Raw genomic sequence first — 22694 nt, forward strand, 5'->3', positions numbered from 1 at the left:
GTGATACGTCAGCGGGCATCGCGCGACCTCCGCCGCCGCCGGCGTACCGCCACCACTCCCGCGACGCCGACGCCCGCGACCACCGCGCCCACGCTCCAGAACAGCGGCGTCGGCGCCTTCACCGCGTCCGGGGTCGGGGTCGGGGTCGAGGTGGAACTCGGAGTCGGGGTCAAAGTCCGAACAGGGGCCGAAGGCCTCGTCTCCGTCCGAGCCGGAGCCGGGGCGCTCGTCGGCGGCGTGGGCGGCGGCGTCTTCACCGTGAAGGTGAACGAACCGGCCACGGGGTGTCCGTCGGCCGAGACCACCCGGTATCCGACGGTGTAGCGGCCGGGGCCGAGGCCCGGCCGGACGGGCAGCGTCGCCGACGTTCCGGCGACCGTCGGGCCGCTCTGCCCCGCTGGCGTTCCGTCGGGCGCGGTGAGCGCCACCTGGGCGTAGCGCTCGGTCATCTCGTCGCTGAAGGTCAGGGCGACGCTCGCCGGTGGCGCGTCGAGGAACGCGTCCGGGGCGGGAGTGCTGGAGACGAGGTCTGTGTGGGCGGCCGCGGGCGTCGTCGGGAACCAGACGAGCGCACCGGCCAGGGCCAGGGTGATGCAGCCGCGTGTCGTCGCGCGGACGGCACGGGGCAGCGGAGGTCGAGGGTGCACGGAGGGTGGGAGCTCTCTACGCGGGACCCGGCTCGGACCGAACGCGGGTCGGGCAGCGCCGAGTCCCGCCCCCGGCTACGCCGCGAGGGCGTACGGAAGCGACGGGCGGTTCTCGGCCCGGTCGTGGCGGGAGGCGTGGCCGAGGGGACCACGCGGGGCGCACGGCGGGGCCCGGCCGTTGACCGGCTGCGGGACGAGAGCGGAGTGCGGGAGCCGGACGTCGGCGGGCCGGCGCACCGGGGCGGGGCCGGTGCCCCGGACGATCAGGAGCGGCCAGAGGAAGCTCAGGACGGCGGCCACGCCGGCGAGTACGGGTTCGGTGTGCCAGCGCAGCCGTTCCGGGAGCCCGAGCAGGCGCACGGCCAGGACGAACGTGATCAGGTGCCCCGCGAGGAACGCCTCGGGCGGGGCTCCGGCGGCGGAGACGTGGCCGGCCACCGCGTCCGCCCCGCCGCCGGGGAGTCCGGCGAGGGCGCAGACGCCCGGGACGGCGTACGCGAGCTGGTGGGCGAGCTGCGCGCCGACGAGCGCGGCGAGCAGCTGGGGGTCGGAGAGGCGGCGGCGCGACAGGACGTACCCGCCCGCGGCGGGACCGACGAGCAGGGCGGCCAGGAGCGCCCACGGTGCCAGGTGGCCCTGGGTCAGCAGGTGACCGGCCATGGGCAGCAGGACGGTGAGCGTCGCGACTGCGGAGGCCCCCAGTCCCCGGCCGACGCCACGGGCTCGCGCCGTGGTGTGCGTCAGGGGCAGGGGAGACATCGGCCGGGGCTTTCGTGGTGTCCGGGTGGGGTGGCGTCCTCGCGGCGTCACCGCGCCGGAAGATGTCCGGGCAGCCTATCCGGTACGCCGGAGGGGGCGGCGGGCGGCCTCTCCGATCCGCGGGCGGGAGCCGCGGCGGGGCGGCCTCCCCCGCGTCATGCTCCGCCGGCGGGCGGGGGTCAGTTCGCGCTCACCGCCCGGCGGGGGTGTTCGGTGCGGGTGGCCGGGCCGGAGAAGCGGAGGTGGCCGTCGGCGACCTCGTCCTGGCCGAGCAGTCTGCGGTCGCTCTGGTAGCTGGTCGACGTCACCCACGGCGTGTCGGGCCCCTGCTTGGGGAGCCGGTCGAGCGCCCGCCGCACGTACCCGGCGCCGAAGTCGAGCATGGGGCGGGTGGCCAGGCCCGGCTCGCTCTCGGGCCAGACGGTGTCGTGACCGTGCCGGTCCATGTGGGCGAGCACCCGGCAGAAGTACGCGCAGAGCAGCCCGACCTTGAGGGTCCAGGAGGCGTTGGTGTAGCCGATGGCGACGTTGAGGTTCGGGATGCCCGACAGCATCGTGCCCCGGTAGACGAGCGAGTCGGCGGGTGAGACGTCCGTGCCGTCCACAGTCAGGCGTATGCCGCCGAAGAGCTGGATGTTCAGTCCGGTGGCGGTGACGACGATGTCCGCGGGGAGTTCGCGGCCGGATTCGAGGAGGATGCCGTCCTCGGTGAAGGTGGTGATCCGGTCGGTGACGACGGAGGCCCTACCCGCGCTGATGGCCTTGAACAGGTCGCCGTCCGGGACCGCGCAGAGGCGCTGGTCCCACGGGTCGTACGGCGGGTTGAAGTGCTCGTCGACGGGGAAGCCCGCGGGCAGGAGGCGGGCGTTCACCGCGCGGATCAGTCTTCTGGTCGCGGCCGGGAAGCGGCGGGCGAGGCCCCAGAAGAGCTGCTGCCGGGCGATGTTCTTGCGCCGCGTCACGGCGTGCCCGCGCTCGTCGCCGAGCGCGGCGCGCAGGAGGCGGGCGAGCCTGTCCTCCTTCGGGACGGGCATGATGTACGTGGGCGTCCGCTGGAGCATGGTGATGTGCGCCGTGTCGCCGGCCAGGGCGGGGACGAGGGTGACGGCGGTGGCGCCGCTGCCGACGACGACCACGCGCTTGCCGTGGTGGTCGAGGTCCTCGGGCCAGTGCTGGGGGTGGACGATCTGTCCGCGGAAGCGGTCGCGGCCGTCGAAGTGCGGGGTGTATCCCTCGTCGTACCGGTAGTAGCCGGTGGCGCAGAAGATCCACCCGGCGGTGAGGTCGATCCGCTCGCTCGTGCCGGTCGCCGGGTCGGTGCGCTCGACGCCGACCGTCCAGCGTGCGGTCGCGGAGGACCAGGCGGCGGAGACGACCTTGTGGTGGTAGCGGATGTGCGCGTCGAGGCCGTTCTCGGTGGCGGTCTCCCGGAGGTAGGAGAGGACGCGGGAGGCGTCGGCGATGGACTCGCGGTCGCGCCACGGCTTGAACTCGTACCCGAACGTGTAGAGGTCGGAGTCGGAGCGGATGCCGGGGTAGCGGAAGAGGTCCCAGGTGCCGCCGGAGGCTCCGCGGGCCTCCAGGATCGCGAACGACCTGGCCGGGTGGCCGTGCCGCAGATAGCGGCCGGCGCCGATGCCCGAGATCCCGGCACCGACGATGAGGACGTCCAGGTGTTCCGGGGCGTCCCGAAGCTCCACGTGCGGCTCCGGCTCCACGTGCGGTTCCTGCGGCTCGTACGAAGTCATGGGGAAGAGGATGCGCCACCGCGGGGATCCGCTCCACAGCGGAGTGTCCGAAAAACGGGGCGGATCATGGTGCGGTTCACCCCCGTCCCCCACACCGAGTCCGTGGCACAGTCGCCCGTGGAGGTGCCTCACCGGGCACGCGGTCGGCCCGCGAGGAGGCGTCGCGGGACCGAGGGCCTCGCGCACCCGCCGAGGGCCGTCACGCGCACGGCCGTCCCGTCAACGGACCACGCGATACCGGAGGTAGACGAACTTCTCGCTGAAGGTGCGGGTCTCGACGAGTTCGAGGTCCACCCGGCGTTCGGCGTGGGGGAAGAAGGGGGTGCCACCGCCCACCAGCACCGGGTGGACCACGGCCCGGTACTCGTCGATCAGGTCCGCCGCGGCCGCTTCGGCGGCGAGCGCCGCACCGCCGATCGCGATCTCGCCCTCCCCCGGCTCGGCCCGCAGCCGGGCGATCTCCTCGGCGAGGTCGCCGGAGGCCAGCCGCGCGCTGGTGCCCTCGACCTCGGTCAGCGACCTGGAGAACACCACCTTGGGGAGCGGGTTCCAGAGCTCAGCCCACTCGCGCGAGGCGTCGTCGAGCGCCGGGTCCTGCTCGGCGGTCTCCCAGTACAGCATCGTCTCGTACAGCCGCCGCCCGAGCAGGTGGACGCCGATCTTGCGGGTCTCGTCGGTCCAGAACCGGAACACCTCGCTGTCCGGATCCGTCCAGTCGAAGCCTCCGTCGGGCCCCTTGATGTAGCCGTCGAGGGAGACACCCATGGCGTAGGTGACGCTGCGCATCAGAAGACCACCTCGGTTGCGTGCTCGACCATACGCCCCCGGCCACCGCCGCAGGCGTACCTCCTCCGGCCCGCACGGTCGCGCGAGCCGGGCCACCCCACCAAACCACACCCCCGCGAAATCCTCGCCCAGCACACCCCGCGAAGGCACGAGGCGACCCGAGCGGCGGGGCGACGGGGAGGGGTGACGCGACCCTAGACTTTACTCAACTCACCCACTTCCAAGTTGAGTTCAAGAGGGAGATCGCATGGAGGACCTGCCGTTCGACCGACCGGGCCGGTTCTGGCGGGGCAACCTCCATACCCATTCGGACCAGTCCGACGGGGCGCTGCCGCCGGAGGAGGTCTGCCGCGTCTACCGGGACGCCGGTTACGACTTCCTGGCCGTGACCGACCACTTCAAGGCCGCTTACGGCTTCCCCCTGACGGACACCCGGCCGTTCCGCACCCCCGGCTTCACCACCCTCCTCGGCGCCGAACTGCACGCCCCTCGCACCGAGTTCTCCCCGGAGTGGCACGTCCTCGCCGTGGGGCTCCCGCTCGGCTTCGCGCCGCCCGGGCCCTCCGAGACCGCACGGCGACTCGCCCGCCGGGCGCGTGCCGCGGGCGCGTTCATCGGCATGGCGCACCCCGCCGCCTCGCTCCTCACCGAGGCGGACGCGGAAAGCCTCGACGCCGCCCACGCCGTCGAGGTCCACAACGCGCTCTCGGCCCGCGAGGGCCGGGGCGACAGCTGGCACCTGACCGACGTCCTGCTCAACCGGGGACGGCGGCTGTCCGCCTACGCCGCCGACGACGCGCACTTCCAGCCGCAGGACCCGCCGGGCTGCGCCGCCTGGGTGCAGGTCCGCGCCGCGTCCCTCGATCCGGAGGCGCTGCTCGCCGCGCTCAAGGCCGGTCACTACTACGCGAGCACCGGCCCCGAGCTGCGTGACATCCGGCTCCGGCGCGGGGTGCTCAGCGTGAGGTGCTCGCCGGCACGGAAGGTGATGGTCACTGGCGGCGTTCCGGGGGTGCGTCTCGTGGAGGGGGAAGGGCTGACGGAGTGTGCGCTGCCCGTCGGGATGTTCGGGGGCGGATACTGCCGCGTCACCGTGGAGGACGCGCGGGGCGGGTGTGCGTGGAGCAATCCGATCCGGCTCGGCGGGGGCGGGTGACGCGGGTGGAACGGGTTCCCGTGCCGGGGCGGCGTGACTGGGCCGCCCCGGCACCGGTGCGCTACTTGACCGGCGGCGCGTCGAAGCGCACGGAGCGGACTTCGAGGGTGTCCTTGGCGGGCTTGCCGTGGGCCTTGAGGCGCCACTCGGCGCCCTGGCAGCTCGCGCCGACGTAGAGGGTGACGGCCGCGTCGGTGTTGTTGTGCGGGCCGTAGCCGGGGAGTTCCTCGTCGTCGCCGACGGCGTGGAGGTTGATGCACTTGCCGCCGTGCGGGTCGTGCAGGGTGACGTGGCGCTCCTGGCCGTAGCCGTCGACGTACTTGTAGTGGAACTCGCCCTGCGCGGCCTGGGCCGAGCCGGCCGTCGACAGGATGAGGGCGAGGGCGCCGACGGTGGCGCCGAGAGTGGTGCGCAGCTTCACGACGGAGGGGTCCTTCCGAAGATGATCAAGGAAACAGGCGTCACCCTACGAAGCCGGGGGAAGGGCGAATCGATCCGCCGGACCGGCGGAGGGCGCGTGTCGCCCCGGTGTCACCCGTGCGGCCCCGGTGCACTCGGAGCCGCCCGCGCCGGCGGGGTGTCGCGGGGCGTGAAGGCCCCCGCTCCGCCCTCCGGCCGTCCATACGAGCGGCGGGCCGGGTGATTCCGCGTGTCGCCGCGACCAAGATCTGCTGACGAAACGTATCTCTCATTCCATGACCCATGACATGGAACACTCGCTGTACGCACACCTGCGCGAGCGCTTCGGCGACGAGGCGGAGTGGCCGGAGGCGACCGCGCTGATGGCTCCCTACCTGCGGATCGTCGTGGACGCGCTGGGGCCGGAGGACGCCGTGACGTTCCTGACGGCGGTGCGCGAGGCGCTGGACGAGGAGGCGGCTCGGGCAGGAACGATTCACCTCGGTTTCAGCGCGCACCTCTGGTCGCGGCTCGACGCCGTCTCGTGGGACGGTTCACCGGCCAGGGCCTCGGCGTGGGAGTCGGCGCTCGCGCTGCACCGCCTGGCCGCGCTCATGCCCTCCTCCCGCCTGACCGACCTCGTGGACATCGGGCTGCGGTCCTGCCGCGCCCTGCGCGTGCCGGCCGGGCGGTAGAGCGGACGGCGGCGAGGCAGGGGCCCCGAAGGCCCGCGCCTCGCCGCCCGTAGCCCGTAGCCCGCGGACCCCGGATCGCGGATCGCAGACCGCAGACCGCAGACCGCAGACCGCAGACCGCGGATCAGCAGAGGAGCCGGAAAGGCGCGTAGTCGTGGTCCCGCAGGGTGTCGGCGGCGGGTCGGGGGCTGGGGAGGACGGGGCGGCCGCACGACACGAAGAGGTCGTCGTAGCGGGTCCGGGAACGGGACCGGTACGCGGGTGTGGACCGGCCGACCATCCTGACGACCTCCTCCGCCAGCATCAACTGGTACCGGCAGGACTCCTCGTTGAGCACGTTGAGGTCTCCGGTCGCGACGTGGTTCTCCTGCCGGCAGCCGCCTCCGCAGAGGTAACGGGCCCAGCAACCGCCGCACACCGGGTGCTGGTCCACGGTGCGCCGCCATTCGGGGTGCGCCCGCGTGATGCCCCGCTCGCCGGTGCCGACGTCGAAGCTCTCGTCGCCGACCAGGCGGTGGCACGGGCTGACGCTGCCGTCGGGCGAGTGCGTGTAGTACGTGCGGCCGCCGGAGCAGAAGGCGAGGGCCGCCGCCCCCTCGGTGATCATCTGGACCGTCCGCTCGTACTCCAGCACGCCCTTGAAGCGGTTCCCGGGCTCGAACAGCTTCGGGTAGTGGTCGAGGAAGTCCTTGAACTGCTCGACGATGCCGGGCTGGAGGAAGTGGTTGATGTACCGGATGTCGCCGCGCGGCTCGGAAAGGGTGCGGTCGCCGAGGGTGAGCGCAACGGGGACCGTCGTACCGGCCCGGACCGGATAGACGCCCGGGTAGATCTGGAAGTGGTCGAAGAGGTCGAGCCGCCAGAGGGCGAGCACGCTCTCCTTGAGGGTGGGCTCGGCCGAGGCGATCGTCATGCGCGCGACGAGGGTGACGGCGTCGCCGCACTCCTCGCGCACCCGGCGGAGGTTGCGGACGATCCGGTCGTACGACCCCTTGCCGTTCTTCGAGGGCCTGTTGGCGTCCTGGACCCGGCGACCGCCGTCGATCGAGACCGAGACGATGAAGCGGTGGTCCCGGAAGAGCGGGAGGGTGCCGGGCGGCAGGAGCGTCAGGTTGGTGGAGACGCGGTGCACGAAGATCGCGCCGGTCCGTTCGGCGACCTCGTCGGCGCGGGCGCAGATCTTCTGGATGACGCCGAGGTTCGCCAGGGGTTCCCCGCCGAAGAACTCGAAGCGGACGCGCTGGGCCGGGGCCGCGTGGGTCTCGATGAAGTCGAAGATCCAGGCGATGGAGTGCTCCCCCATCGCCTCGGTGATGCGGCCGTAGTCCCCGCCTTCGGCGAAGCAGTAGGCGCAGGCGAGGTTGCAGACGTTGGTGAGGTTGACGTTGACGGCGAAGTCGGCGCCGTCGGAGAGCGCGCTCCCGGCGAGGAGGGCACGGTGGGTGTCGTCACCGACGCCGGCGGTCGCCCGGAGGCGGTCCCAGGCCAGCCGCTCAGCGGGCAGCAGGTGGGCGACACCGGCTTCCAGGCGGCGGGCGGTGGCGGCCGGGGCGAGCAGGAGGCGGTGGTCGCCGGTGATGAGGACGGCGGCGGTCTCGGGGCCGTCCTCGCCGTCGCCGGGGGCGTGAAGGGGGACGACGCGGTAGTCCGTTCCGTGTCTCATGGCCGGGGGCTCCGGGGTGTGTCCGGGCGGCTGTTCCGGCTCGCGTCCCGGACGAAGAGGGGAAGCGGCGATACGTCGGCGTTGAGCGTGCCGGCCGTCGCCTCGACCGTGGGGAAGTGGGCCCGGTCGAAGACCTGGTGGAGGGTGGACTCGCAGCTGTGGTCCACGGCCACCTGCACTCCGGTCTCGCCCGGCGTGCTCTTGGCCGCGATGGAGCGGAAGCTCTCGTGCGGCGCGAGGTCGATGACCTCCCACGACCGGTCCGCGCCTGCGCCGCCGAGGCGGCGGGCGTACGCCCTCACCGGGGCGCCGGAGGTGTTGCGCAGCTGGAAGTGGAGGGCGCGGACGTCCCCGTGCCAGTCGAAGCCGGCCACGGACAGGTCCTGTCCGGGCGGAAGGTCGCGGACCCGCTCGCGCGGCCGGGCGTCCGGGAGCAGGGTGATGCCGGTGTGGTCGCCGCAGCCGGTGCAGCGGGCGTCGGCGTCGATGCCGACGAGGTCGGCGTTCAGCCCGTACCGGGTGATCTGGAGCCGTCCGCACGCTCGGCAGCGGGTGTCGGTCGCGTCGGTGTCGTAGACGTTGCCGAGGTAGACGTGCCGGAGCCCCATGCCGAGGGCGGTGCCGCGGGCCTTCTCCAGCCGGTCGACGGGGGTGCGGACGGTGTGCGTCATCTTGTAGTCGGGGTGGAAGCGGACGAAGTGCGTCGGTACGTCGGGACTCAGGCGCTCGCCGACGAAGGCGGCCATGGCGCGGGCGGTCTTCTCGTCGTCGCTGAGGTCGGTGACCATGAGGGTGGACACCTCGACGTGCTTGCCGGCCCGGAACACCTGCTCGGTCGCTTCGAGGACGGGCTCCAGCCGGCCCTTCGTGATCCGCCGGTAGTACGCCGGATCGAGGGACTTGATCGACACCGAGAAGATGTCGATGACCGGGAGGAGTTCCTCGACCGCCTCGGCCGTGATGAAGAGGGCGGACTTGTAGAGGTTGACGATGCCGGCGGCCCGGGCGAGGGCGGCGGTCTCGACGACGAACTCGTGCCACACGACGGGGTCGTTGTAGGTCCAGGAGATCACCCGGATCCCGTGCCGGACCGCGATGTCGACGACCTCCCGGGGCGTGTAGTGGTGGACGTCCTTGTCCTCCACGTAACGCGCCTGCGAGGTCTTCCAGTTGTGGCAGTAGTCGCAGTTGAGCATGCAGCCGATGTTGCCCATGGAGAGGATCCGGGCGCCGGGCGCGTAGTGGAACACGGCCTCGGTCTCGATGGTCTCCTCGGTCGCGTGGACCGACCGGCCGTAGTTCAGCGTGACCAGCCGCCCGTCGCGGTTGGCCCGCACGCGGCAGAAGCCGTGCTGACCGGGGCGGATGCGGCAGTTCCTGGGGCTGAGGTGGCAACGGACGACGCCGTCGTCGAGGCGTTCTTCGAGGCGGGCGGGGCGGGCCTCGCTGTTCCAGGCCGACTTCGGGGTCTGGTTCGGGTGCGTCACATGCTGTCCTTCCGAGAAGGAGGTGACCGGCGGGAGGTGCGCGGTTCGCAGCGGGAGCGTTCGAGGAGGAGCGGGCGGCGCTGGAGGCGGCAGGTCCCAGCGCTCTGATGCGATCCGCCCCGGGAACCACCGCTATGCCGGTTGAGGATTGTTGAACGTTCCTCACCGTCCCGGCGACGAGCATGACCGAGCGTTCTCGTCGGCGTCAAGAAGTCCGACCGCGGTGAGCGGGAGGCGGACCCGCCCCCGGAACGACGACGAGGCCCCGCCGCTCGTTCCGGTTCGCCTGCGCGGCCGGTACGAACGGCGGGGCCTCGGGGCTGCGTCACGCGACGGCGGTGCCCTCCAGTTCCACCATCTGGCCGGGGATCGCCAGGCGGGTCACTCCGAGCATCGTCGTCGTCGGCGCCACCCGCGCGGCGCCGAGCCGGGCGGCCAGGACGCCGTAGTGCCGGAAGAGCAGGTCGACGTCGGTCGTGTACACGTTGAGCCGCACCAGATCCGCGAGGGACATGCCGGCCGCGGCGAGCACGGCCTCCACGTTCTCGATGCTCAGCGTCAGCTGCGCCGCCATGTCTCCGTCGTGCAGCGGCTTCCCCTCCCCGCTCATCGCGGTCTGGCCCGAGATGTAGAGGGTCCGCGTCTGGCCCGACACCACCTCTCCCTGGTTGAAGCCCCTCTCCACCGACCACGTCACCGGATTGACCGAGGTTCGCTCCATCGCCACTCAGCTCCCGTCCTCACACACTGCGCTTCGACGTCGCTCTGCTTCGACGTCCTGGTCAGGAGCCTTCCAACGCATCACGACATCCTCTGTCATGTATTCCGCTACGGTTCCCGCATGCGTGCCGACCGGCTGGTCTCCCTGGTTCTCCTGCTCCGCCGCCGGGGCCGGATGACGGCAGACGCCCTCGCCCGGGAGCTGGAGGTCTCCACCCGTACCGTGCTGCGCGACATCGAGGCGCTGTCCGCGGCCGGGGTCCCGGTCTACGCCGAGCGCGGCCGGCACGGCGGCTTCGAGCTGCTGCCGGGTTTCCGGACGGAGCTCACCGGGCTGAACCACGACGAGGCCCTGGCCGTTCTCACGGCCGGGTCGGGGCGCGCCGAGCAGGCGTTCGGGCTCGGTTCCGCCCTCGCCTCGGCGATGCGGAAGGTGGTCGACGCGCTGCCGGAGAGCCACCAGAGCACCGCGAGCGACGCGGCCCGGCGCTTCCTCGTCGAGCCGGAGACCGACCTCCTCGCCCGCCGGCTCGTCAGGGACGACGTCCCCGGCACGACGATGCGCGAGGTCCGGGGCGCGGTGCTGGCCGGACACAAGCTGCGGATCCATTACGCGGCCACCGGCCAGGCACCGCGGTGGCGCACGGTGGACCCGATCGGCCTCGTGACCGTACGCGACCGGGCGTACCTCCTGGCCACGCGCGCGGGCGAGGACCGGACGTACCGGCTGGCGCGGGTGCTGGCCGCCGAGGAGCTTCCCGAGGCGGCGGAGCGGCCCGACCAGGTCGACCTGGACCGGATCTGGCGGGAGCGCTCGGCGCGGTTCCTCTCCGGCAGCGACCACGTCACCGTGCTGGTCCGGGTGGATCCGGTGCGCCGGGAGGAGCTGCTGGACACGGCGCTGGCGGTCCGCGCGGAGGAGCCCGACGCGGACGGCCGGCTGCGACTGGAGCTGATCTTCCAGGACGCGCGGCACGCGGAGTGGGCGCTGTGGCAGCTCGGCGCGGACGCGGAAGCGCTGTCGCCGCAGTCGCTGCGTACGTCGCTCCGCGACCGGGCGGCCGGTCTCGCCGCCCTCTACGCGCCCCGCCGTCCACGAACTCGGGACGCTCGGTGAGCGGCGCCGTCGCATGCCCGCCGGCGCCGTCCGCCGGCGCCGAGCCGGTTTCGAGCGGGGACCGCAGGTCGGCCGGATCGGGCGGGCGGATCAGGCGGGCGGGGCTTGCGCTGTGCTTCGGGTGGCTCGGTGGGTGCTGGGGTGGTGGCCGGTGTGGCGGAGGAAGAGCGCGGTGAGGGTGCCGGGGTCCTGGTAGCCGACGTCCGCGGCGATCCCGGCGAGGGGGCGGTCGGTGGTCTCCAGCAGGTGGCGGGCCCGGCGGACACGGGCGGTGTGGAGGTAGGTGAGGGGGGTGTGGCCGGTCTCGGCGCGGAAGCGGCGGAGGAGGGTGCGGGTGCTGACGCCGAACCGCGCGGCCAGGGCCGGGAGGTCGTAGCGGGTGGCCAGGTGCTGGTCGAGCCATCGCCTCACACCGGCCGAGAAGGCGTGGCCCGTGGTCGGGAGGAGGTCCGGATCGACGTAGGGGGTCTGGGTGGAGCGGGTGGTGTCGAGGAGGGCGACCCGTGCGGTGCCGTCGGCGATGCGGGGGCCGTCGTGGTCGCGGACGAGGCGGAGGGCGAAGTCGTACATGGCGCTGAAGGCGGCGGTGGTCGTCACTCCCCGGTCGGTGAGCACCAGGTGTTCCGGGCGCGTCCGGACGTGGGGGTAGCGGCGGGCGAAGCGGTCGGCGTACAGCCAGCTGGTCGTCGCGTCGCGGTCGTGGAGCAGGCCGGCCTCGGCGAGGAGGAAGGCGCCCACGCAGATCGAGACGACGGCGGTGCCGGACGCCGCCGCGGTCCGGATGGTGGCGAGTTCGGGCTCCAGGCGGGTGAGCGTGGCGTCCAGGTCGGGCGTGGGTGCCAGTTCGAAGCCGGGCACGATCAGGACGTCGGCCGGGCGGACGGCCGCCACGTCGATCCGGGAGCCGCCGGCGGCGAGGACGCGCCGGCGCGGTGAGACGACGGAGGTCTCGTACGCGGGCTCCGCCCGGCCGTGCGCCGCGGCGACGTGGCCGGCCATCGTGAGGAGGTCGGGGACGCCGTGGACCTCCGAGGCGAAGCAGCCGGGGTAGGCCAGCACGCTCAGTCTGAGGGGGCTGCTCATGCGGGACTCCGGTGGGGTGGCGGGATCGGCGGGTTCCTTGGCGATGCCGCCAGTGTCGCTCGCTCGGCGGGGCCCGTCATCCTGCCTGCCATGACACGCGAACAGAGGCGGTTCGACGATCCCCTGGACGACTTCGAGCGCAGGGAGGTCGAGGTGGAGGGCGTCGGCAAGCGGGTGTACGTCTCCGGCGCCGGGCCCGCGGTGGTGATCATGCCGGAGATGCCGGGGATCAGTCCCGACGTGGCCCGCTTCGCGCGGTGGGTGCGGGAGGCCGGGTTCTCGGTCTACCTGCCGTCCCTGTTCGGGGTGGACGGGGCCTATCCGCGGGCCGAGGCCGCCGGAACGGTCGTACGGCGGGCCTGCGTCAGCGCCGAGTTCCGGGCGTTCGCCGGGGGCGGCACGAGTCCGGTGACGGGGTGGCTGCGGGGGCTGGCGCGGGCGGCGCACGCCGAGCGGGGCGGGCCGGGGGTCGGCGCGGTCGGGCTGTGCTTCACCGGGAACTTCGCGCTGGCCATGGCGCTGGAGCCCGCGGTCGTCGCGCCGGTGGTCAACCATCCGTCGCTGCCGCTCGACGACCCCGCGGGGCTCGAACTGAGCGAGGACGATGCCGTGGCGGTGGCCGAACGGGTGCGGCGGGACGGGCTGAAGGTGCTCGCGTACCGCTTCGAGGGCGACCGCTGGTGCACGGGGCGGCGGTTCGCCGCGTACCGCGCGCTCCTCGGCGACGCCTTCGACGGGCGTACGCTGCCCGCCGGCGCGGCGAACGCCGACCCTCCGCCCTTCTTCCGCGAGGTCGTGGGGTGCGCGCACAGCGTCGTCACCGCGCATCTGGTGGACGCCGCCGGGCATCCGACCCTGCGCGCCCGCGACGAGATCATCGGCTTCCTCGCGGAGCGACTGGCCGGTCCCGGTCGCGGCACCGGGCCCGTACCGGCGGGCTGACCGGGGGTCAGGAGAGCAGCGGGCGCCAGTGGTCGGCCGAGTCCTTCAGGTCGTGGACGACGCGCTCCAGGAAGGCGCCCCCCTTGGCGAGGCGGCGGGCGGCGGGGCTGTCGGGGCCCAGGGCCTCCGCCACGTCGATCGCGGCCTGCGCCGAGGCGAGGGTCTGACGGACGCTGACCACGATCGAGTGGTACCAGGCGTCGTCGTCGACCACGTAGACGTCGCGGCGGCGGTGCGGGTCGCGCTCGCGGCGCACGTACCCCTGCTGGAGGAGGAAGTTGACGGCCACCGAGACGGAGGCGGGGCTGACCTCCAGGCGGCGGGCCAGCGCGGCGGCGGTGCGCCGGCCGTCCTCCGAGAGCACCAGGTCGACGTGGACGCGCGCGGCCATGAGCGGCATCCCGGACCTGACCGCGATCTCGACGATCTCGTCCTCGGCCGCCCCGGGCCGTCTCCCGGGGGTGCGCGAGGGCGTCGGGGCGCCGCGGCGGGCCCGGTCGGCGGTGGCCCGGTGCGCCCGGTCGGGGCGGTAGGCACGGGCTCCGCCGTTGCGCGCGACCTCGCGGCTGACCGTGGAGGTCGGGCGGTCGAGCCTCCGGGCGATCTCGGCGTAGGAGAGGCCGTGGGCGAGTCCGGCCGCGATGTGGCGGCGCTCCTGCTGGGTCAGACGTCCTCCGGGCATGCCGGCCAGTATTGCCTTCGAAAGCCACCATTGCAACGCAGCGTTGCGTTCGACCTCAACCCATTGCATCAATTTCGCTCATCCACCTGGGGTTTCAGTGATTGTCGATTGACTGATCTCTGAACGCAACGTAGCTTTCGAGAATCGTCAAACACGCCATATCGCGAGATGAGGACTGGTCATGAGCGAATCCCTCCACACCGTCGCGGCGCTGCCGACGGAGCGTCGGCCCGGTTGTCCCTTCGATCCGCCGGCCGAGCTGCTCGACGCCCGCGGGCACGGGCCGATCAGCCGGCTCACCCACCCCGGCGGCATGCCCGGCTGGCTGATCACCGGGTACGACCTGGTGCGGTCGGTCCTGGCCGACCCGAGGTTCAGCTCCCGCAAGGAGCTGATGAACGTCGTCGACTTCGAGCTTCCGCCGGCCCCGCCGGGCGAGTTCCTGCTGATGGACGATCCCGAGCACGCCCGCTACCGGAAGCCGCTGGTCGGCAAGTTCACCGTGCGACGGATGCGGCTGCTCACCGAGCGGATCGAGCAGGTGACGACCGAGTGCCTGGACGCCATGGAGAAGGCGGGCCCGACGGCGGACCTCGTGACCGCCTTCGCCAAGCCGATCCCCACCATCGTGATCTGCGAGATCCTGGGCGTGCCGTACGAGGACCGCGCCTCCTTCCAGCAGCAGATCGACACCTTCATGGGCGGGGAGGTGAGCGACGAGGAGCTCATCGCGGCGTACACGGCGACCCAGGAGTACCTGGCGCGGCTGGTGGCGGCCAAGCGTGCGCACCCGACCGACGACGTGCTGAGCGAACTCACCGACAGCGACCTCTCGGACGAGGAGCTGAAGGGGATCAGCCTGATCCTGTTGGCCGCCGGCTTCGACACCACCGCGAACATGCTCGCCCTCGGGACGTTCGCGCTGCTCCGGCACCCGGAGCAGCTGGCGGCCCTGCGCGCCGATCCCGCGCTGACCGACGGGGCGGTGGAGGAGCTGCTGCGCTATCTGAGCGTCGCCAAGACCTTCATGCGCACGGCGCTGGAGGACGTGGAGGTGGGTGGGCAGACCGTCGAGGCGGGTACGACGGTCGTCCTCTCGTACAACACCGCGAACCGCGATCCCGAGCGGTTCACGGACCCCGACGTGCTCGACATACGCCGGCCGTTCGACGGGCACCTGGCCTTCAGCCACGGCATCCACCAGTGCCTCGGCCAGCAGCTGGCACGCATCGAGATGCGGGTCGCCTTCCGCGCGCTGATCGACCGCTTCCCGACGCTGCGGCTCGCGGTGCCGGCCGAGGAGATCGAGCTGCGCCCGGAGACCGCGGACATCTACGGGGTGAAGAGCCTCCCGGTCACCTGGGACGCGAAGTGACGGGCGCGACCCGGCTCTCCGTCGACCGGGAGCGCTGCATCGGCGCCGGGATGTGCGCGATGACCGCGCCCGACGTCTTCGACCAGGACCCCGACGACGGTCTCGTCCTCCTGCTGGAGGCCGAGCCCGCCGCCGGGGACCGGGCGGCGGCGCGGATGGCCGCCGGGGTCTGCCCCGCCGGTGCGATCACCGTGCGGGACACCGTCCCCGGCGACCCGGCGGGGCCGGGAACGGGCGCCGACGGCTCGTAGACGGGATCCGATCCGTGCCCGCGCCGCTCCTGGACCGGACCGGCGACGGGGGTCGGAGCGGACCGGATCGGATCGGATTGGAGCGGGTCGGGTCGGGTCTGGTCGGATCGGGTCGGGAGTCAGGCCAGGACGCGGAGGGCCGCGGGCTGGACCCGGAGGGTCACCGGGAGCGTCGCGTCGACCTCGCCGTCCGCGCCGTACGGCAGGGGGCGGTCGGCCTCGATGCGTATCTCCTTGCCGCGCAGGATCTCGACCTGGGGGCGGTCCAGGTGGGCGCCCGTCTTCAGCTCGTTCATCATGGCGAAGAAGAGCCGCTTCGGAGCCTCCCTGATCACCACCACGTCGAGCGTCCCGTCGTCGACGCGGGCACCCGGGGCGATCTTCCGGCCGAAGCCGTAGAAGCCGGAGTTCGCCGCGACGACCGTATAGCCGGTGCGTTCGTGGCGTACGCCGTCGATGGTGATGCGGTAGTCGGCGGGCTTCCAGGCGAGGACGGCCCGCAGGCCGCCGGCGTAGTAGGAAGCGGCGCCCCGGAGGATCCGGGAGGCGTTGGCGTGGCGGTTGGCGACGGCGTCCACGCCCGCGTACACACTGCCCAGGACACAGGTCCTGGCGTGCGCGGCGGACTCGACCTCGATGGTGTCGACGGCGCGCGCTTCGCCGCGGAGCAGCACGGCGGCGAGCCCCGGCGCGTCGGTGGGCAGGCCCAGGGCGCGGGCGAAGTCGTTGCCCCGTCCCGCGGGCACCAGGCCGAGCACGGTGTCCGTGCCGCTGAGCGCGCCGCCGACCCCGCCGGCCATGCCGTCCCCGCCGACGGCGAGGACGACGTGGCCCTGGGCCCCGGCGTCCCGGGCGAGTTCGCGGGCGTGCTCCAGGCTGCGGCTGTAGACGGTGTCGAGCCGGGCGCCCGCCTCCCGCAGCAGCCGGGCCAGCGGGAGCAGGCCGGCCGTACCGCTGGAACCCCCTGCGGTGGGGTTGACGACGGCGGTGAACTGTCGCATGGATGAGACCTCCGGGCGGCAGGAGAGGGGGTCAGCGGACGGGGACGAGGACTCCGGGGCTGAGCACCCCGGAGGGGTCGATCTCGGCCTTGACGGCCTGGAGCATGCGGATGCCCAGGGGGCCGATCTCCCGGACGTACCAGTCGCGGTGGTCGGTGCCGACGCCGTGGTGGTGGCTGATGGTACCGCCGGCCGCCAGGATGGCGTCGTTGGCCGCCCGCTTCACCGGCGCCCAGTGCGCGACGGGGTCCCCGCCCTGGGCCGAGACCACGGTGAAGTAGAGCGAGGCGCCGTTCTCGTACGTGTGCGAGATGTGGCACATGACGAGGGGCGGGGTGCCGGACTCGGTGAGCGTGGTCGTCAGCGCGTCGCGGACCGCGGTGTAGAGGCCGGGGATCGCGGACCAGAAGGCGGCGGTCTCCAGGGTCTCGGCGAAGGCGCCGGCGTCGAGGAGGGCGTCGCGGAGGTAGGGCGCGTTGTAGCGGCCGTGCTCCCAGCGGTCGCCGGGCTCCTCGCCGAGGTACTCGCCGTCGCAGGCGAGCAGGACCTTGCGGGCGGCGGCGCGGCGGGCCGCGGTGTCGGCCTCGGTTCCCTCGTACCCGACGATGGCCATGCAGCCCGGGTTCTGCGGGAGTTCGGTGCTGCCGATGGCGTCCGGCTGGGCGAGGCCGACGAAGGTCTCGGACTCGTCGGAGAGCCGCAGCACGGTGGGGCGGGGGCCGTCCTGGGCGAGGCGGCGCAGGGCCGCCGTGCCTGCCTCGAAGGAGGCGAAGCGCCATCCTTCGTAGACCCGCCGGGCCGGGAGGGGGCGGATGCGGACGGTCACGGAGGTGATGACGCCGAGGGCCCCCTCGGAGCCGAGGACCAGCTGGCGCAGGTCGGGACCCGCGGCCGAGCGCGGGGCCCGGCCGGTCTCCAGGGTGCCCTCGGGGGTGGCGACGGTGAGGCCGAGGACCATCTCGTCGAAGCGGCCGTAGCCGGCGGACGCCTGGCCGCTGGAGCGGGCCGCGGCGAAGCCGCCGACGGTGGCCCATTCGAAGGACTGCGGGAAGTGTCCGAGGGTCCAGCCCCGGGCGTTGAGCAGTTCCTCGCAGCGGGGGCCGCGCAGGCCGGGCTGGAGGGTGGCCGTGCGGGAGACCTCGTCGACGGCGAGGAGCTGGTCCATGCGGCGCAGGTCGAGGGCGACGAAGGGGCGCTCGGTGGTGGGCGCGAGGCCACCGACGACGGAGGTGCCGCCGCCGAAGGGGACGGCGGCGAGGCCGTGTTCGGCGCAGGCGCTCAGGACCGCGAGGACCTCGTCGTGCCCGGCGGGGAGGACGACCGCGGCGGGGACGTCCTCGACCTCGCCGGCGCGGATGCGCAGCAGGTCGGGGGTGGACTTGCCGCGGGTGTGGCGGATCCGGCTCTCGGCGTCCTCCCGCAGGCCGTCCGGGGCGCCGACGGCGGTGCGCAGCGCGGTGCGGGCCTCGTCGGTGAGGGCCGGGGCGGGCGGTTCGACGGCGGCGAGGTCGGCGGGGGCGCCCTCGCGAGGGGTGACGCCGAGCAGGTCGCGCAGGAGGCCGGTGACCGCGTCGGGCAGGGGTGCCGCCTTGGCCGGGTCGCCCCAGCCGCTCCACAACATGTCCACTTCGAGAGGTTCCTCACGGTCTGGTTCACGGTCTGATTCACGGGCTGTCCGCACAGGCTGTCCGCACGGACTGTCCGCACAGGCTGTCCGCACGGACTGGTCCACGGCCTGCCGTACGGGCCGCTTCCCGTGCGACCGGCGCACGGAGTGTTCCCGTACGACCGACACGCAGGCTGCTCCCCGTACGGCCGGCACACGGCTCGCGGATGGTTCGCGGACGGATCTGCCGCTCGGCCCGTACTGGCATTACACTGTGACAGATGACGCCCATTCGTCACAACCATGCAGACGCAGATCCCGTGCTCGACGCCGCACGCGACTGCGTGCTCGCCGTCGGCGTACGCCGCACCACCCTCACCGACGTCGCCCGGCGCGCGGGGGTGTCCCGGATGACGCTCTACCGGCGCTGGCCCGATGTGCGCAGCCTGGTCGGCGATCTGATGACCCGCGAGTGGATCGGCGTGGCCGCCGGGGCGATGCCCCCGTCCGACGAGACCCGTCCGGAACGGGAGCGCATCGTCGAGGGGCTCGTCGCGGGCGCCGCCGCCTTCCGGGCGCACCCGCTCTTCCACAAGATCCTCGACGTCGACCCGGAACTGCTGCTGCCGTACGTCCTCGACCGGCGGGGCGCCAGCCAGGACGCCCTCCTGGGTCTCCTCCACACCGCGCTGGAGGACGGCCACGAGGACGGCTCGGTCCGCCGCGCCCGGGTGGACCTCCAGGCCCGGTCCCTGCTCCTCGTCGTCCAGTCCTTCACGCTCTCTCTGCGCACGATGACCGACGAGACCGATCCCGAACTGAGCGAAGCAGCCTTCCTCGGCGAGCTGCGCATCCTGCTGGAGAGGACCCTCACCCCGTGAAGCACACGAGCGGCACCGCCCTGCCCGGCTCCTCCCTCGACGCCGCACGGCGCCGGCGCGAACTGGAGCGACTCGCCGACGGAACCGGCGGAGCCGTCGGGGCCGTCGGGGCCGGAGCGTCCGGCGGATCCGACGGCATCGTCGACGTCCTCGTCGTCGGTCTCGGCGCCACCGGCGCCGGCGCCGCGCTCGACGCGGCCACCCGTGGACTCCGCGTCGTCGCGATCGACGCCCACGACCTCGCCTTCGGCACCTCCCGCTGGAGCTCCAAGCTGATCCACGGCGGACTGCGGTACCTCGCCTCGGGCCAGCTTGACGTCGCCCACGAGAGCGCCGTCGAGCGCGGCGTCCTGATGGAGCGCACCGCCCCCCATCTCGTGCGGGCCCAGCCCTTCGTGCTTCCGCTCACCCCGCTGGTGAGCCGCGGGCAGGCGGCCCTCGCCCAGGCCGGCTTCCTCGCCGGGGACCTGCTCCGGGTCGGCGCCCGCACCTCGCGCCGCACGCTGCCCCGGCCGCGTGCCCTCTCCGCCGTCGAGACCCGGCACCTCGCCCCCGCCCTCCGGCCCACCGGCCTGCGCGGCGGACTCCTCTCCTGGGACGGCCGGCTGTCCGACGACGCCCGGCTCGTGACCGCGATCGCGCGCACCGCGGCGGCCCACGGCGCCCGGATCCTCACCCGCGTCCGCGCCCTCGAACTCCATGCCGACGGGGCGCTGGTCCGCGACGAGACCACCGGCGAGACGCTCCGCGTCCGCGCCCGCACCGTCGTCAACGCCACCGGGGTGTGGGCGGGCGGCCTCGTCGACGACGTCCGCCTGCGGCCCTCGCGCGGCACCCACCTCGTCCTGCGCGCCGAGGACCTCGGCCGCCTCTCCAGCGGCCTGCACATCCCGATCCCCGGCGAGACCAACCGCTTCGTGCTGGTCCTCCCCCAGGGCGACGGACGCGTGTACGTGGGCCTCACCGACGAACCCGTCGACGGCGACGTCCCCGACGTGCCGGAGGTCCCCGAGACCGACATCGGCTTCCTCCTCGACGTGCTCGGCTCCGCGCTGGACGTCTCGCTCCAGCGGTCCGACGTCGTCGGCGCCTTCGCGGGCCTGCGGCCGCTGCTCGACACCACGGACGCGTCGGGCCGCACCGCCGACATCTCGCGCCGGCACGCGGTGCTCACCTCCCCCGACGGCGTCGTCACCGTCGTCGGCGGCAAGCTCACCACCTACCGCCGGATGGCCCAGGACGCCGTCGACGCCGCCGTCGCGGCCCGCGGCCTGGACGCCGGCCCGTGCCGCACCGCGTCCCTCCCGCTGGTCGGCGCCGCCGCGCCCCGCGTCCTCGCCGGGCTCGACGTGCCGTCGAGGCTCGTGCACCGGTACGGCTCCGAGGCCCCGGCGGTCCACGCCCTCGGCGTCCGGGACCCGGCGCTCGCCGAACCCGTCGTCCCCGGCCACCCCGTGACCGGCGCCGAGCTGGTCTGGGCCGTCCGCCACGAGGGCGCCCTCGACGTGTCCGATCTCCTCGACCGGCGCACCCGGATCGGCCTGGTGCCCGAGGACCGGGCCGCGGCCGAGCCGGCGGCCCGCGAGGCGCTCGCCGACGTCCACCAGACGCGCTGAAGGTCCGGGCCACCCCCGGCCGCGGTGCCCGCACCGGGGCGGGGACCGGGACGGGGACCGACACCGGGGCAAGGGGACCGGGGCGCGGGCGCGGGGCCGGCCCCGCGCCCGGGTGGCAGGCCGCGTCGCCCGGGGCGACCATGGGCGTCGGAGGACGGCCATGACTCCTGACCCGAACGAACCGCCGCCGGACGACCGCCCGGCCCCCGAGGAGGGGAGAGCGGACCTCGAAAGCGCCGCCGAGTCAGCCCCGGAGGAGACGAACGCGGACGCCGAGGACGCAGCCCGGCCGACCCCGGAGAAAACGAACGCGGACCCCGAGGACACGGCCGGGCCGACCCCGGAGAAGACGAACGCAGACCCCGAGGACACGGCCGAGCCGACCCCGGAGGAGTCGCAGGCGAGCCCCGAGAACACGGCCGGCAGGGTCGGGCGGCGCTCGCTCCGCCTGACCCTGCCGGGCTGCTGGGGCGCCCTGCTGCTCGCCTGCCTCTCCTTCACCCCGTCGCTGCTCCCCCGCGGGGGCGTCCTCCAGGGGGTCGTCTGCGGCATCAGCGCGGCGATCGGCTACGGGCTCGGCGTCGTCGCGGCCTACGTGTGGCGGGCCTTCGCCGACCGGGACCCGCGCGAGCCGTCCACCCGCTCGTGGCAGGTCCTGGGGATCGCCGCGCTCGTGCTGTTCGGCCTCGCGTTCGGCTTCGGCCAGTACTGGCAGCACAGGATCCGCGTGCTGATGGACGTCACGGACTACAACGTCGTCACGACCATCGCCTGCCCGTTCGTCGCCGCCGCCCTCTTCCTCCTGCTCCTGCTGGCGGGCCGCGGGCTCCGGCGCCTGTACCGGTGGCTCGCCCGGCTCCTCCGGCGCTGGATCGGCCCCCGGGCGGCCCGCGCGGTCGGCTGGATCGTCGTGGCGGGGCTGGCCTGGGCCCTGGTGAGCGGGGTGCTGCTGTCCGGGTTCGTGAACGCGGCCAACGAGGCGTTCTCCCTGCGGGACACCGAGACGCCCGAAGGCGTGCAGCGGCCCGTCTCCTCGCTGCGCTCGGGCGGTCCCGGTTCACTGGTGCCCTGGGACAGCCTGGGCCGCCAGGGCCGGACCTTCACCGGCAGCGGCCCCTCGGCCCAGGACATCGGGGCGTTCACCCACCGCCCGGCGCTGGAACCCGTACGGGCGTACGCGGGGCTCGCCACCTCCGACGACGCCGAGGCCCGGGCGGACCGGGCCGTCGCGGACCTCGAACGCGCCGGCGGCTTCGAGCGCGCGAACCTGCTCGTGATGACCACCACCGGCAGCGGCTGGGTCAACGCCGCCGCCGTCGACTCCTTCGAGTACCTCGGCGAAGGCGACGCGGCCACCGTGGCGATGCAGTACTCCTACCTGCCGTCCTGGCTGTCCTACCTCGTCGACCAGTCCAAGGCGCGCGAGGCGGGCCGCGAGCTCTTCGACGCGGTCTACGACGTCTGGTCCAAACTGCCCCAGGACGAGCGTCCGCGGCTCTTCGTCGCGGGCGAGAGCCTCGGCTCCTTCGGCGGGGAGACCGCGTTCAGCGGCGAGTACGACCTCCGCAACCGCACGGCCGGAGCCGTCTTCGCCGGGCCGCCCAACTTCAACACCCTCTTCCGCGAGTTCAGCGACCACAGGGACGCGGGGAGCCCCGAGATCGAGCCCGTCTACAAGGAGGGGCGCACGGTCCGGTTCACCGACGACCCGACCACCGGCATCACGCCTCCCGGCCGGCCGTGGGACGACACACGGGTGCTCTACCTGATGCACCCCTCCGACCCGATCGTCTGGTGGAGTCCGCAGCTCGCGCTCTCCGAGCCCGACTGGATCGGCGAGGCTCCCGGCGGCGACGTGCTGGAGGAGATGGTCTGGATCCCGTTCGTGACCTTCTGGCAGGTCACCGCCGACCTGCCGTTCTCCACCGGTGTGCCGGACGGCCACGGGCACACCTACAAGGCCGCCTACGTCGACGCCTGGAACGCCGTCATGCGGCCGGCGGACTTCACCCCGCAGGACCTCGAACGCCTCCGCGAGGTCATCCAGCCGCCGGAGGACTGAGCCGCCGCACGCCCCGGC

General features: G+C 73.6%; 21 protein-coding genes. 9 read left to right on the forward strand and 12 right to left on the reverse strand.

Going from position 1 to position 22694, the window contains the following annotated elements; translation table 11 throughout:
* Window positions 1–8: 8 nt before the first annotated feature.
* The 4 genes from ACFYT9_RS05835 to ACFYT9_RS05850 form a co-directional block, all read right to left on the reverse strand.
* Entirely contained in the window at window positions 9–647 is a 639-nt protein-coding gene (locus tag ACFYT9_RS05835) for a copper resistance protein CopC (protein WP_389161176.1), read from the reverse strand.
* Window positions 648–722: 75 nt separating this feature from the next.
* On the reverse strand, window positions 723–1406 hold the full coding sequence (locus tag ACFYT9_RS05840; protein WP_389161177.1) for a hypothetical protein: 684 nt from the start codon (window positions 1404–1406) through the stop codon (window positions 723–725).
* 179 nt (window positions 1407–1585) lie between these two features.
* A complete protein-coding gene (locus ACFYT9_RS05845) occupies window positions 1586–3154 on the reverse strand; it encodes a flavin-containing monooxygenase (protein ID WP_389161179.1) in 1569 nt (522 codons plus the stop codon).
* A gap of 219 nt (window positions 3155–3373) precedes the next feature.
* Window positions 3374–3940 carry a dihydrofolate reductase family protein gene (locus ACFYT9_RS05850; protein WP_387272653.1) on the reverse strand — a complete coding sequence of 189 codons (567 nt, stop codon included), beginning with the start codon at window positions 3938–3940 and terminating at the stop codon, window positions 3374–3376.
* Window positions 3941–4187: 247 nt separating this feature from the next.
* Here ACFYT9_RS05850 and ACFYT9_RS05855 point away from each other — a divergent pair, with 247 nt between their 5' ends.
* On the forward strand, window positions 4188–5096 hold the full coding sequence (locus tag ACFYT9_RS05855; RefSeq protein WP_389161181.1) for a CehA/McbA family metallohydrolase: 909 nt from the start codon (window positions 4188–4190) through the stop codon (window positions 5094–5096).
* A 61-nt stretch (window positions 5097–5157) separates the two neighbouring features.
* Here ACFYT9_RS05855 and ACFYT9_RS05860 read toward each other — a convergent pair whose 3' ends face one another.
* The gene (locus ACFYT9_RS05860) at window positions 5158–5517 is read right to left on the reverse strand and encodes a hypothetical protein (RefSeq protein ID WP_389161183.1); all 360 of its coding nucleotides are present in this window, start codon (window positions 5515–5517) and stop codon (window positions 5158–5160) included.
* Window positions 5518–5791: 274 nt separating this feature from the next.
* Between ACFYT9_RS05860 and ACFYT9_RS05865 the strand changes: the two genes are divergently transcribed.
* On the forward strand, window positions 5792–6190 hold the full coding sequence (locus tag ACFYT9_RS05865; protein WP_387272659.1) for a hypothetical protein: 399 nt from the start codon (window positions 5792–5794) through the stop codon (window positions 6188–6190).
* A gap of 124 nt (window positions 6191–6314) precedes the next feature.
* Here ACFYT9_RS05865 and ACFYT9_RS05870 read toward each other — a convergent pair whose 3' ends face one another.
* The 3 genes from ACFYT9_RS05870 to ACFYT9_RS05880 form a co-directional block, all read right to left on the reverse strand.
* On the reverse strand, window positions 6315–7853 hold the full coding sequence (locus tag ACFYT9_RS05870; RefSeq protein ID WP_389161185.1) for a radical SAM protein: 1539 nt from the start codon (window positions 7851–7853) through the stop codon (window positions 6315–6317).
* The gene (amrS, locus tag ACFYT9_RS05875; RefSeq protein ID WP_389161187.1) at window positions 7850–9340 is read right to left on the reverse strand and encodes an AmmeMemoRadiSam system radical SAM enzyme; all 1491 of its coding nucleotides are present in this window, start codon (window positions 9338–9340) and stop codon (window positions 7850–7852) included. Before amrS ends, ACFYT9_RS05870 begins: the two co-directional genes overlap by 4 nt.
* A gap of 325 nt (window positions 9341–9665) precedes the next feature.
* The gene (locus tag ACFYT9_RS05880) at window positions 9666–10061 is read right to left on the reverse strand and encodes a RidA family protein (protein WP_389161653.1); all 396 of its coding nucleotides are present in this window, start codon (window positions 10059–10061) and stop codon (window positions 9666–9668) included.
* Window positions 10062–10181: 120 nt separating this feature from the next.
* On the opposite strand from ACFYT9_RS05880, the gene ACFYT9_RS05885 reads away from it, so the two are divergent.
* Window positions 10182–11177 carry a helix-turn-helix transcriptional regulator gene (locus ACFYT9_RS05885; RefSeq protein ID WP_389161188.1) on the forward strand — a complete coding sequence of 332 codons (996 nt, stop codon included), beginning with the start codon at window positions 10182–10184 and terminating at the stop codon, window positions 11175–11177.
* A 90-nt stretch (window positions 11178–11267) separates the two neighbouring features.
* On the opposite strand, the gene ACFYT9_RS05890 is transcribed toward ACFYT9_RS05885, so the two are convergent.
* Complete coding sequence (locus ACFYT9_RS05890; protein WP_389161189.1) at window positions 11268–12260, reverse strand: GlxA family transcriptional regulator; 993 nt, start codon at window positions 12258–12260, stop codon at window positions 11268–11270.
* A gap of 90 nt (window positions 12261–12350) precedes the next feature.
* On the opposite strand from ACFYT9_RS05890, the gene ACFYT9_RS05895 reads away from it, so the two are divergent.
* Complete coding sequence (locus ACFYT9_RS05895) at window positions 12351–13202, forward strand: dienelactone hydrolase family protein (RefSeq protein WP_389161191.1); 852 nt, start codon at window positions 12351–12353, stop codon at window positions 13200–13202.
* A gap of 7 nt (window positions 13203–13209) precedes the next feature.
* Here ACFYT9_RS05895 and ACFYT9_RS05900 read toward each other — a convergent pair whose 3' ends face one another.
* Window positions 13210–13884, reverse strand: coding sequence for a helix-turn-helix domain-containing protein (locus ACFYT9_RS05900; RefSeq protein WP_389161193.1), 675 nt, complete (start codon window positions 13882–13884; stop codon window positions 13210–13212).
* 181 nt (window positions 13885–14065) lie between these two features.
* On the opposite strand from ACFYT9_RS05900, the gene ACFYT9_RS05905 reads away from it, so the two are divergent.
* Together ACFYT9_RS05905 and ACFYT9_RS05910 are read left to right on the forward strand one after the other, a co-directional pair.
* Entirely contained in the window at window positions 14066–15259 is a 1194-nt protein-coding gene (locus ACFYT9_RS05905) for a cytochrome P450 (RefSeq protein WP_387272674.1), read from the forward strand.
* The gene (locus tag ACFYT9_RS05910) at window positions 15256–15510 is read left to right on the forward strand and encodes a ferredoxin (RefSeq protein WP_389161195.1); all 255 of its coding nucleotides are present in this window, start codon (window positions 15256–15258) and stop codon (window positions 15508–15510) included. Before ACFYT9_RS05905 ends, ACFYT9_RS05910 begins: the two co-directional genes overlap by 4 nt.
* A 119-nt stretch (window positions 15511–15629) precedes the next feature.
* Here ACFYT9_RS05910 and ACFYT9_RS05915 read toward each other — a convergent pair whose 3' ends face one another.
* A complete protein-coding gene (locus ACFYT9_RS05915; protein WP_376604031.1) occupies window positions 15630–16511 on the reverse strand; it encodes a YegS/Rv2252/BmrU family lipid kinase in 882 nt (293 codons plus the stop codon).
* Window positions 16512–16542: 31 nt separating this feature from the next.
* Window positions 16543–18138: an FAD-binding oxidoreductase gene (locus tag ACFYT9_RS05920; protein ID WP_389161196.1), complete on the reverse strand. Its 1596-nt coding sequence runs from the start codon at window positions 18136–18138 to the stop codon at window positions 16543–16545.
* A gap of 260 nt (window positions 18139–18398) precedes the next feature.
* On the opposite strand from ACFYT9_RS05920, the gene ACFYT9_RS05925 reads away from it, so the two are divergent.
* The 3 genes from ACFYT9_RS05925 (at window position 18399) to ACFYT9_RS05935 (ending at window position 22676) form a co-directional block, all read left to right on the forward strand.
* The gene (locus tag ACFYT9_RS05925; protein ID WP_376604028.1) at window positions 18399–18998 is read left to right on the forward strand and encodes a TetR/AcrR family transcriptional regulator; all 600 of its coding nucleotides are present in this window, start codon (window positions 18399–18401) and stop codon (window positions 18996–18998) included.
* Window positions 18995–20614, forward strand: coding sequence for a glycerol-3-phosphate dehydrogenase/oxidase (locus ACFYT9_RS05930; RefSeq protein WP_389161198.1), 1620 nt, complete (start codon window positions 18995–18997; stop codon window positions 20612–20614). Before ACFYT9_RS05925 ends, ACFYT9_RS05930 begins: the two co-directional genes overlap by 4 nt.
* A gap of 160 nt (window positions 20615–20774) precedes the next feature.
* Complete coding sequence (locus tag ACFYT9_RS05935; protein WP_389161200.1) at window positions 20775–22676, forward strand: alpha/beta-hydrolase family protein; 1902 nt, start codon at window positions 20775–20777, stop codon at window positions 22674–22676.
* The last annotated feature ends 18 nt before the right edge of the window (window positions 22677–22694 follow it).

Source organism: Streptomyces sp. NPDC004435 (assembly GCF_042873895.1).
GTDB lineage: Bacteria > Actinomycetota > Actinomycetes > Streptomycetales > Streptomycetaceae > Streptomyces.